Genomic DNA, 10,090 nt, shown 5'->3' on the forward strand with positions numbered 1-10,090 from the left:
CGATCAATCGATCAGAGCCGCCTTCAGCCAGTTGATGTGCAGCCTGTTCGTAAGACGACGGTGCGCTTTCGGCCGTGGCGATGTTCGACAGGGCGGCGCCGCCGACCAAGGTCAGGGCGATAGCCAGGGACGAGAGTTTCGGGAAATTGATCATGGTGGTTCTCCTTGCGCTTGATTGAGTGGACCGTGGCAGCGCAGGTGCTGCTGTCCGGTGTGTGCAGTTAAACGCGCAGGTGTATCGAGGATGTGTGCCTGCAAGACGTGAAATCAGCGAATTCGTATCAATCGGCTGCTTCTATACAGAGCGATACAAAACGCCTTGAAAAATTTCCCGGCCGACCGGGAGGCTGCAGGGCTCCCTGTAGCGATGGCCGATAATCGCACGCTAGTTCCGCCTGGATCGGTCATCCGGTCGCGCAAGGTTATTGACCGGATTAACTGGGTAGTACATTTTAGCGGTCACTCAGCCTTGCCATGCCCGGGCGAGGCCATAATAAAAACAGAGGATCCCCTCATGCGTGCCCGTCAACCGAACTTACCCTCCTCGCATACCTCCCGTTCCGCAGCCCCCCGGGCTATCCCAGCGTCGATCCGATAGCGTTCTCCCTGTCGCGCCGGCTGCAGGCCGGTGTTGGATCAACCTGTGAGGTGTTCAAGATGACAAAAGTCGTCGATTTGTATTTCAAGTTGCTCAAGTTGCTGATCGTGCTGTGCATGGTCGCGATGATCGTGCTGGTGTTTGGCAACGTCGTGTTGCGCTATGCCTTCAACTCCGGCATCAGCGTGTCGGAGGAGCTGTCGCGCTGGTTCTTCGTCTGGATGATTTTTCTCGGTGCCCTGGTGGCGCTCAAGGACCGCGCGCACCTGGGCATGAACAGCCTGGTCAAGCGTTTGCCGCCGGCAGGCAAGCGAGTCTGCCTGGTCATCGGGCATCTGCTGATGCTCTACATCTGCGGGTTGATCGTCATCGGCAGTTGGCAGCAGGCGGTCATCAACCTCAACGTGGTCGCGCCGGCTTCCGGTCTTTCGATGGCGTTGTTCTACGCCGCCGGGCTGGTGTTCGGGGGCAGCGCGACGGCCATCCTGGTGTACGAATTGTACTTGGCGTTGTTCGGCAAACTGCGGGATGAAGATCCGGTATCGGTCGAGGAAAGCGAAGCCGCCGGCCTGAACCCTGCCACCCTCAAGAGTACCCGCCCATGACACTGGCTATTTTCCTCGGGTCGCTGCTGGGCAGCATGGCGCTGGGCATCCCGATTGCCTTTGCCTTGCTGGTGGTCAGCGTCGCGTTGATGTTTTACCTGGACCTGTTCGACGCCCAGATCATCGCGCAGAACCTGCTCAACGGCGCCGACAGCTTTCCCCTGATGGCGGTGCCGTTCTTCATGCTGGCTGGCGAAGTCATGAATGTCGGTGGGCTGTCCAAACGCATCGTCAACATTGCCATGGCGCTGGTGGGACACAAGCGTGGCGGGCTGGGTTACGTCGCGATCATCGCCTCCTGCCTGCTGGCCTCGCTGTCCGGTTCGGCGGTGGCCGATGCGGCGGCGCTGGCGGCGTTGCTGGTGCCGATGATGGTCCTGGCCGGACACAACCGCGGGCGCTCGGCCGGGTTGATCGCCGCCGGCAGCACCATTGCGCCCGTGATTCCGCCCAGCATCGGCTTCATCGTGTTCGGCGTGGCTTCCGGCGTGTCGATTTCCAAGCTGTTCCTCGCCGGTATCGTGCCTGGGTTGATGCTCGGTGTCGGGCTTGCCGCCGCCTGGTGGTTCATCTCCCGCCGTGAAAACGTCGAGACGCCACCCAAGCGTTCCCGTGCCGAAGTGCTGCGTACGCTGCTCGACGGCAGTTGGGCGATGGGTTTGCCGCTGATCATCATCCTGGGCCTCAAGTTCGGCATCTTCACCCCCACGGAGGCCGCCGTGGTCGCGGCGGTCTATTCGCTGTTCGTGTCGCTGGTGATCTACCGGGAAATGAAGGTCAGCCAGCTGTACGAAGTGATCCTGTCTTCAGCCAAGACAACCTCGGTGGTGATGCTGTTGGTTGCCGCGGCCATGGTTTCGTCGTGGCTGGTCACCATCGCCGACCTGCCGGGCCAACTGGCGGAACTGCTCGCGCCGTTCATGGACAACCAGACGCTCCTGCTGCTGGTGATGATGGCGCTGATCATCCTGGTCGGGACAGTAATGGACATGACCCCGACCATCCTCATCCTGACGCCGGTATTGATGCCCGCGGTGATCCAGGCGGGCATCGACCCGGTGTACTTCGGCGTGCTGTTCCTGATCAACACCGCGATTGGCTTGATCACGCCACCCGTGGGCACCGTGCTGAACGTGGTCTGCAGCGTGGCGAAGCTGGACTTCGAAGAAATCGTCCGCGGGGTCTGGCCGTTCATGTTTGCGCAGTTCGTGGTGCTGCTCCTGCTGGTCCTGTTTCCGCAACTGGTCATGGGACCGTTGAAATTCTTCACCGGATGACACCGGTGCTCGCTGGCTCGACCTTTAAAAACAATAATGATCGGAGAGTGACATGGGAAAACTGATGAAAACCTTGCTGGCCGGGGCCTGTGCGACGGGCTTGCTGTTGAGCGGTGTAGCCAGCCACGCGGACGAGATCCGTGAGCGGACCTTGCGATTCGCCTTCCAGAACGTCAAGGAACACCCCCAGGGCCAGGGCGCGCAGAAATTCGCCGACCTGCTCGGCGAAAAGAGCGGCGGCAAGATCAAGGTCCGCCTGTTCCCCGGCGGAACCCTCGGCGGCGACGTGCAAACGGTGTCGGCATTGCAGGGGGGAACCTTGGACATCACCGTGCTCAACTCCGGCATCCTGGCCGCCCAGGCACCGGATTACGCCATGCTCGATTTCCCGTTCCTGTTCAACAACGTCGAGGAAGCCCATGCGGTCATCGATGGGCCGGTCGGGCAGAAACTGGCTGCGCAACTGGACAGCAAGGGGCTGGTAGGGTTGGGTTACTGGGACCTGGGGTTTCGCAACCTGACCAACAGCAAGCACCCGGTGACCAAGCTCGAAGACCTGCAGGGCTTGAAGCTGCGTGTGATCCAGTCGCCGATCTACCTGGAGACGTTCACTGCCCTGGGCGCGAACCCGGTGCCGATGGCGTTTCCCGAGGTCTACACCGGCCTTGAGCAGCACACCATCGACGGCCAGGAAAACCCTTTTACAGTGATTGAAGGCAACAAGTTCTACGAGGTGCAGAAGTATCTTTCCGTCACCGGCCACATCTTCAACCCGCAGTCGTTGATCATCAGCCAGAAGACCTGGAACCGCCTCAACGACGACGAAAAGGCGATGATTCGCGCCGCCGCAGCCGAAGCGCAGACCTATCAGCGTGAAGTCACCGCAGCGAGCATGGACAAGGCCAAGGCCACCTTGGCCGGTACAATGACCGTCAACGAAATCACCCCGGCCGAGAAAGACCGTTTCCGCGAGCGCGTGCAGCCGGTGATCGACAAGTTCGCCAAATCGCTGGATGGCGACCTGGTGAAGATGATGTATGACGAAATCGCCAAGGTACGGGCGGGGCAGTGAGACGAATGGGTCATCCCTGAACAGACCCAATCCTGTGGGAGCGAGCTTGCTCGCGATAGCGTCAGGTCAGTCACATCAGTTTTGACTGATATACCGCCATCGCGAGCGAGCTCGCTCCCACAGGGTTTTTGGTGTTTCAGCAAACGGTTACTGGGCAGCCGGCACCGCCAGCCACTGCCCGATTACCTTCTGGTAGCTGCCATTGGCCTTGCTCAGGTGCAGCCACTGGTCGACGTACATCTTCCAGGTGTTGTCGTCACGGGGCAGCAGGTAGGCTTTCTCGCCATATTGCAGGTAGTGCGTCGGGTTGACGGCGCACAGGCCGGGCTTGAGTTTCTGCTGGTAGAGCGCTTCCGAGGCATCGGTGATCATCACGTCGGCGCGTTTGTCCAGCAGCTCCTGGAAGATCGTCACGTTGTCATGGAAGGCCAACTGGCCCTTGGGCAGGAACGCCCGCACAAAGGCTTCGTTGGTGCCGCCGGCCGGCTCGACGAGGCGTACCGAAGGCTGGTTCAGCTGCTCGATGGTCTGGTAGCGCGACTGGTCTTCGCAACGCACCAGCGGGATCTTGCCGTCGACGTCCAGGGTGTTGCTGAAATAGGCCTTCTTCTGGCGTTCCAGGGTGACCGAAATCCCGCCCATGCCGACGTCGCATTTGCCGGCCAGCATGTCTGGCATCAACGTTTTCCAGGTGGTCTGGACCCACTGCACCTTGACGCCCAGGCTGGCGGCGAGTGAGCGGGCCATGTCGATGTCGATGCCTTCGTATTCCCCCGATTTGGCCTTGTAGGTGTAGGGCTTGTAGTCGCCCGTCGTGCACACCCGCAATTCACCCTGCTCAAGGATTCGATCCAGATGTGACGGGGCAGGCTCGGCCAATGCACTGCCGCAGAGCGCCAGCAGGCCACAGAACGTCATCGTGCTTGTTATGGTTTTCATGAGGATGGGACGTCTCGCAAGGGAAGGGGACAAGACGACGGAGTGTAGTAAAACTGCCGGCGGGCTGTCACCGGAACGCCGAGGCGAATGATCAGCCTGAGGGGGTATCGAGCGCCCGCAGGTTTTCCAGGTAGGCACAGAACATATCGGCCATGGCATCGGCATACGCCTGGACTTCTTGTCGGGTGCGGGGCGTTGCCGAGAACCGCTTACCCACGGAACTGAGGGTCGCGATGATCAGCTCACCGGCCAAGACGCGCGTCTGCACGCTGGCATCCGGCAGCACCTGCTGCATGAACGCGTCCACCGATGCCTGCACCGAACTGCGCGCCGCCTGGTGCTCAGGCGCATCCCGATAAAGCGGCGCGGCGTCGTTGAGTGCGACGCGGATCTGGGCTTCGTCGCACTCGGACTGGATGAACGCCTGCACCAGGGTTCGTAACCGGGCGAGGGGCGGCATGGCAGGATCTTCCAGGATGTCTCGCAACATATCGCTGGTCTGCCGCCATTCATCACTTTGCAGCCGGAACAGGATCGCGGCCTTGTTCGGAAAGTACTGATAGACCGACCCGACGCTCACGCCCGCACGCTCGGCAACACGAGCCACGGTGAAACGCGGGGCGCCGTGCGTCGCCAAAACCTGAACAGCCGCCTCCAGGACCGCCGCCACGAGCTCGGTGGAGCGGGCCTGTTTCGGCTGTTTGCGCGAGGAAATCTGCGGGCTTGGGCGTTCGGACATGAAGGCAATCACCGGAAAAAGGAATGCGAATAGGAAATGCGACGGATTATTCGTATCTTGAATGCGACTAATTGATCGCATTCTAGTCGGCTGCACGAGCAGCGTTCAACGTCCCATCGCGTTCCTTTGCGCAGGTAAGGTTTATGACTCAAGAGAATCTTCATCACGGCGCCGCTGCGGCGCCTCAGGCAACCGTCGAGGCCAATCCGGTGCTCAGGCTGTTGCCGCTCACGTTGACCGTGTTCATCGGTTTTCTCACCATCGGCCTGCAGTTGCCGGTCTTGCCGCTTCACCTGCATGACACGCTGGGGATGGGCACGTTGGTGATTGGCCTGGTGGTCGGCGCACAGTTTGCCGCGGCGCTGTTGTCACGGGCTTGGGCCGGCAATTTTGCCGACATGCGCGGCGGCAAGCGCGCGGTCATGGCCGGGCTGGTGACGGCGGCGGTTTCCGCGCTGGTGTACCTGGTGTCCCTGGGGGCCGTGGCCACGCCGGTCTTGTCGGTCTGGCTGTTGTTGGTGGGCCGCGTGCTGCTGGCGGTGGGCGAAAGCCTTGTGGTCACTGGCGCGTTGGGGTGGGGCATCGGCCTGGTAGGGCCGCAGCACGCCGGCAAGGTCATGGCCTGGAATGGCATTGCCATGTACGGCGCGTTCGCCTTGGGTGCTCCGCTTGGGGTGGCGCTCAATTCGGGCTGGGGATTCATGGGCATCGTCGTGGCGTCGGCGTTCATCCCGCTGCTGGCGTTGGCGGTTGTCGCCGGTGTCCGCGCCGTTGCCCCGACGGCGACCCGGCGGACACCGTTCTACACGATGCTCGGTGCCGTGTGGGTGCCCGGCATGGGCCTGGCGTTTTGCAGCGTCGGCTTTGGCGTCCTCACGGCGTTCATTGCCCTGTTGTTCGCGGCGAGGGATTGGGGCAATGCGTCGCTGGCGTTCACGGCGTTCGGCCTGGCCTTCATCGGCGCGCGGCTGTTGTTCGGGCACCTGCCGGACAAGATCGGCGGCGCCCGTGTCGCGCTGGTCTGCGTGGTGATCGAGGCCGTGGGGCTGTTGCTGATCTGGGGCGCCGATACGGCGTTCATTGCCTATTTCGGCGCGGCGTTGACCGGCTTCGGTTATTCCCTGGCGTTCCCCGGTTTTGGCGTCGAAGCGGTGCGGCGTGCTCCGCCGCAGTCACGCGCCCTGGCGATGGGCGCCTATGTCGCGTTCCTGGATATTTCCCTGGGCATCACCAGCCCGTTGGCCGGCGTGCTGGCCAGTGGTTGGGGCATCGAGGCGGTTTACCTGGGCGGTGCGGTCGCCGTCGCCTTGTCGTTCGGGGTGGCGTTGATGCTGCTCAGAAGTCGCGGAATACAAGTTCAATACAAATCCTGAGCCTTGTTCAGGTTATAGAAGACTTTCGATCGCTTTTTTCAGACAGGAGCATTGCTCATGCACGTATTCGTTACCGGTGCCACGGGCTGGGTTGGATCGGCCGTGGTGCGGGATCTGCTCGGCGCCGGGCATCAGGTCAGCGGCCTGGCTCGTTGCCAGGAAAAGGCTGCCGCGCTGGCCGCCACCGGCGCAAAGGTGGTTCGAGGAACGTTGGATGACTTGGATGTTCTGCGCAACGCAGCCTCGGCGGCGGATGCGGTGATTCACACCGCGTTCAATCATGATTTTTCACGATTTGCCGAAAATGCCGAGCAAGACCGCCGCGCGATCCTGGCATTGGGCGGGGCGTTGCGAGGCTCCGAGCGGCCTTTATTGGTGACCTCGGGCTTGTTCGGATTGACCCGGGGCGCCAGTGAGCTGGAAGTGGTCAGCCCGGCCTCGCCCCGCAAGTCGGAAGCCACGGCGAGGGACCTGGCCGAGCGCGGCGTGCGGGTGGCAACAGTCCGGCTGGCGCCCTCGGTCCATGGTGCCGGCGACCATGGGTTCGTACCGATCCTGATTCGCCTGGCCCGGGAGAAGGGCGTATCGGCTTACCCCGGCGACGGCAGCCATTGCTGGTCGGGCGTGCATCGGCTGGATGCGGCACGGGTCTATCGACTGGCGCTGGAGCAGGGCGTCACTCAGTCGGTCTACCACGCCGTGGCCGACGAAGCGGTGCCGTTCAAGGACATTGCCCAGGCAATAGGACGTGGCCTGGGGGTGCCAGTCGAATCCCGCGAGCGCGAGCATTTCGGCTGGTTCGCGCACATGGCGAGCGCGAACATGGCGGTGTCCAGCGAGTACACCCGTGGCTTGTTGGATTGGATGCCGAGCGGCCCGGGTCTGTTGACGGATCTTGAACACCCTGGTTATTACGCTGAATGACCGCCGTGTAGGAGCTGACGAGTGCAACGAGGCTGCGATCTTTCCTCAGGCGCTTGAATCTCAAGCGAAAGACAAAAAGATCAAAAGATCGTCCGAACGCGGCCCGAGCCTTCGGCAGCTCCTACAATTCCCTTGCCACAAGGGCCTAGCGGGGGATGATCCCGTGGTCGATCGCGTATTTCGCCAGGGCCGCGGGCTTGTCGATGTTGAGCTTGCGGCGGATGCTCAGGCGGTGGGTCTCGACGGTGCGTACGCTGATGTCCAGTTCGCGGGCCATTTCCTTGTTGTTGAGCCCCTGGACCATCTTCGCCAGCACCTGGCTCTCGCGTGGCGTCAGCTCGCTGTCGGTGCTCGGGTCGGTGGCCAGGCGCTGGGCAATCTCGGCGCTGTAGAAAGTGCCGCCGCGGATGATGGCCTCGATGGCGGCGATGATTTCCTTCGACGGCGAATTCTTCAGGACGTAGCCGCTGGCACCGGCGCGTACGGATTCGCTGACGTATTCGTGATTGTCATACATGCTCAGGATCAGGATCTTCAAGCCAGGGTATTGCTTGCCCAACTGCCGCGTCAGTTCGAGGCCGTTCATGTCCTTGAGGCCGATGTCCATCAGCAGCAAGTCCGGTTGGCAGCGTCCGACCATTTCAATCGCCTGCACGCCGTTCTCCGCCTCGCCGACCACGTCCAGCCGAGGCATGACGGACAGCAGGGCGCGGATGCCATCGCGGACCAGGGCGTGATCATCGACCAACGCGACGCGTATGGTGGGGGGCAGGTTCATCGGCAGGTGCTCTTGGTGGTGTCGGCGCGCATCAGCTTTCCGTGGCCGGCATGGTCATGGGCAGCAGGATATCCAGTTCGCTTCGTCCCGGCACCGATGTCATCTCCAGCCGCCCGCCAAAATGCTCGACCCGTTCGCGGATATTACGCAGGCCGATGCCGGTATGGCCGCGTTCGACCTGGGGAACGTTGAAGCCCATCCCGTCGTCCACCACGGTCAGTCGCAAGGACTGGCCGGAGCCGAACAGGGTGATGGCGACACGTTTCGCCCCGGCATGCCGCTCTATGTTGGTCAGCGCCTCCTGGGCGATGCGGAACAGCGAGACCGGTGCGCCGTTTTCCAGGCGACAATCGAATTCATTGCTTCGGTAGGACACTTCGAGGCCACTGCGTTGTTCGAATTCGGCCGCGAGCTGGCCGATGGCGGCGGGCAGGCCCAGGGTGTCGAGCAACGAGGAGCGCAAGTCATGGGAGATGCTACGGATTTCGCCGATGGCTTCGCCCAGTCGGTCCGTGGCGTTCTTCAGGATGCCCAGGCCATTTTCCTGGCCGTTCTCGATGACATGGCTGGCGAGTTCGAACTGGAACTTGATCGACACCAGCAATTGGCTGATGCCGTCATGCAGCTCCCGAGACACCCGTGAGCGTTCTTCCTCTTGAAGGCTGACGATGCGCTGGTTCAGGCGCTGCAATTTCTTGTCGGCCAGGCGATGTTCGCTGACGTTGAGAGTGATGCCGCCGGCGAACACCAGCAGCACCGCCACCAGGGCGATGGCCGCGATGGCTTGCATGGTGGTGTGAATACCGTGGGCCACTTCGTCGCGGGCCTGTTGGGTGGCGCGTTCGACGTCTTCCAGGTAGATCCCGGTGCCGAGCATCCAGCCCCAGCGATCCAGCATCACGACGTAGGCGAGCTTGTCGGTCACCTGGCCGGAGGAGGGTTTGTTCCAGGCATAACGCTGGAAGCCTTCGCCGGATTCGGCGCTCTTGATCAGTGCCTGGATGACCGGCAGGCCGTGGGGATCCTTCATGTCCCAAAGGTATTGCCCCACCAGTTCCGACTGCCGGGCGTGCATCAGGCTGCGGCCTTGGCGGTCATAGACGAAGAAATAACCGTTGATGCCGAAACTGAGCTTGCGCAGCTCTTCCAATACCTGTTGCTGCGCCCGCGCGTCGCCCTTGCCGTCGTCATACAGCGGGGCGATCAGGCTTTGCGCCATTTCCACGTAGTTCTTCAGCTCGGCGCGCTTGCTCGCCAGGATACTGTCTTCGATCAGTTGCGCCTGCTGGTCACCCAACTGGCGATTGAGCGAGATGACCAAGGCGCCGATGACAGCAATCGCCAGGACCAGCGGCAGGATCCCGAGGGCGACGATCTTGTGTTTGAGCAGCATCTGTACTCCTGTCCGGACTCGGCGGGGAGGTGGATGGCGGGCATCATATGCCAAACCTGTGTGCGCTCAACAATCCTACCGGATATGGGGCTCAAAACTGTGGGAGCGAGCTTGCTCGCGATGGCGGATCTTCAGCCAACACTTCATTGACTGAAACGCCGCTATCGCGAGCAAGCTCGCTCCCACAGGGGGAAAGGGCGCATCTACGTAGTACTACGGATTTATTTATTGACGGCATGCAGGGATATTGGGCCGGCTCCGAATAGCCGGGGCACACTATAAAAACAATCGCCGCAATCCACTGGATATCGGCAGGAGACACGCAATGACAACCCGTCTGGTTAAACACCTCGCCTGGTTTGCCGTGGCTGTTCTGGGAGCCTGTGCGCTGA

The 10,090-nt window shown here is 61.8% G+C and carries 9 protein-coding genes; 5 read left to right on the plus strand and 4 right to left on the minus strand.

Annotation, left to right across the window (positions count from 1 at the left end):
* Positions 1 to 657: 657 nt before the first annotated feature.
* Genes OC610_RS13485 through OC610_RS13495 form a run of 3 tightly spaced genes read left to right on the plus strand, consistent with a single transcriptional unit; the run spans position 658 to position 3,552 of the window.
* A complete protein-coding gene (locus OC610_RS13485; protein ID WP_264428285.1) occupies positions 658 to 1,203 on the plus strand; it encodes a TRAP transporter small permease in 546 nt (181 codons plus the stop codon).
* Complete coding sequence (locus OC610_RS13490; RefSeq protein ID WP_264428287.1) at positions 1,200 to 2,480, plus strand: TRAP transporter large permease subunit; 1,281 nt, start codon at positions 1,200 to 1,202, stop codon at positions 2,478 to 2,480. Before OC610_RS13485 ends, OC610_RS13490 begins: the two co-directional genes overlap by 4 nt.
* Before the next feature lie 52 nt (positions 2,481 to 2,532).
* Complete coding sequence (locus tag OC610_RS13495) at positions 2,533 to 3,552, plus strand: TRAP transporter substrate-binding protein (RefSeq protein ID WP_264428289.1); 1,020 nt, start codon at positions 2,533 to 2,535, stop codon at positions 3,550 to 3,552.
* 147 nt (positions 3,553 to 3,699) lie between these two features.
* Here the strand turns inward: OC610_RS13495 and OC610_RS13500 are convergent, their stop codons facing one another.
* A complete protein-coding gene (locus OC610_RS13500) occupies positions 3,700 to 4,491 on the minus strand; it encodes a transporter substrate-binding domain-containing protein (protein ID WP_264428291.1) in 792 nt (263 codons plus the stop codon).
* A gap of 91 nt (positions 4,492 to 4,582) precedes the next feature.
* Positions 4,583 to 5,230: a TetR family transcriptional regulator gene (locus tag OC610_RS13505; protein ID WP_264428292.1), complete on the minus strand. Its 648-nt coding sequence runs from the start codon at positions 5,228 to 5,230 to the stop codon at positions 4,583 to 4,585.
* Between the two features lie 143 nt (positions 5,231 to 5,373).
* Between OC610_RS13505 and OC610_RS13510 the strand changes: the two genes are divergently transcribed.
* Complete coding sequence (locus OC610_RS13510) at positions 5,374 to 6,603, plus strand: arabinose transporter (protein WP_264428294.1); 1,230 nt, start codon at positions 5,374 to 5,376, stop codon at positions 6,601 to 6,603.
* Positions 6,604 to 6,660: 57 nt separating this feature from the next.
* Complete coding sequence (locus OC610_RS13515; RefSeq protein WP_264428295.1) at positions 6,661 to 7,527, plus strand: SDR family oxidoreductase; 867 nt, start codon at positions 6,661 to 6,663, stop codon at positions 7,525 to 7,527.
* A 145-nt stretch (positions 7,528 to 7,672) separates the two neighbouring features.
* Here OC610_RS13515 and OC610_RS13520 read toward each other — a convergent pair whose 3' ends face one another.
* Together OC610_RS13520 and OC610_RS13525 are read right to left on the minus strand one after the other, a co-directional pair.
* Complete coding sequence (locus OC610_RS13520; protein WP_264428296.1) at positions 7,673 to 8,305, minus strand: response regulator; 633 nt, start codon at positions 8,303 to 8,305, stop codon at positions 7,673 to 7,675.
* A 31-nt stretch (positions 8,306 to 8,336) separates the two neighbouring features.
* Complete coding sequence (locus tag OC610_RS13525; protein ID WP_264428297.1) at positions 8,337 to 9,698, minus strand: cache domain-containing protein; 1,362 nt, start codon at positions 9,696 to 9,698, stop codon at positions 8,337 to 8,339.
* Between the last annotated feature and the right edge of the window lie 392 nt (positions 9,699 to 10,090).

It is taken from the genome of Pseudomonas agronomica, from assembly GCF_025917275.1.
Classification (GTDB): domain Bacteria; phylum Pseudomonadota; class Gammaproteobacteria; order Pseudomonadales; family Pseudomonadaceae; genus Aquipseudomonas; species Aquipseudomonas agronomica.

What these genes read in the sequence shown, in the direction of transcription:
- OC610_RS13485 (WP_264428285.1), top strand. Translation starts at nt 658, where the DNA reads ATGACAAAAGTCGTCGATTTGTATTTCAAGTTGCTCAAGTTGCTGATC.
- OC610_RS13490 (WP_264428287.1), top strand. Translation starts at nt 1,200, where the DNA reads ATGACACTGGCTATTTTCCTCGGGTCGCTGCTGGGCAGCATGGCGCTG.
- OC610_RS13495 (WP_264428289.1), top strand. Translation starts at nt 2,533, where the DNA reads ATGGGAAAACTGATGAAAACCTTGCTGGCCGGGGCCTGTGCGACGGGC.
- OC610_RS13500 (WP_264428291.1), bottom strand. Translation starts at nt 4,491, where the DNA reads ATGAAAACCATAACAAGCACGATGACGTTCTGTGGCCTGCTGGCGCTC.
- OC610_RS13505 (WP_264428292.1), bottom strand. Translation starts at nt 5,230, where the DNA reads ATGTCCGAACGCCCAAGCCCGCAGATTTCCTCGCGCAAACAGCCGAAA.
- OC610_RS13510 (WP_264428294.1), top strand. Translation starts at nt 5,374, where the DNA reads ATGACTCAAGAGAATCTTCATCACGGCGCCGCTGCGGCGCCTCAGGCA.
- OC610_RS13515 (WP_264428295.1), top strand. Translation starts at nt 6,661, where the DNA reads ATGCACGTATTCGTTACCGGTGCCACGGGCTGGGTTGGATCGGCCGTG.
- OC610_RS13520 (WP_264428296.1), bottom strand. Translation starts at nt 8,305, where the DNA reads ATGAACCTGCCCCCCACCATACGCGTCGCGTTGGTCGATGATCACGCC.
- OC610_RS13525 (WP_264428297.1), bottom strand. Translation starts at nt 9,698, where the DNA reads ATGCTGCTCAAACACAAGATCGTCGCCCTCGGGATCCTGCCGCTGGTC.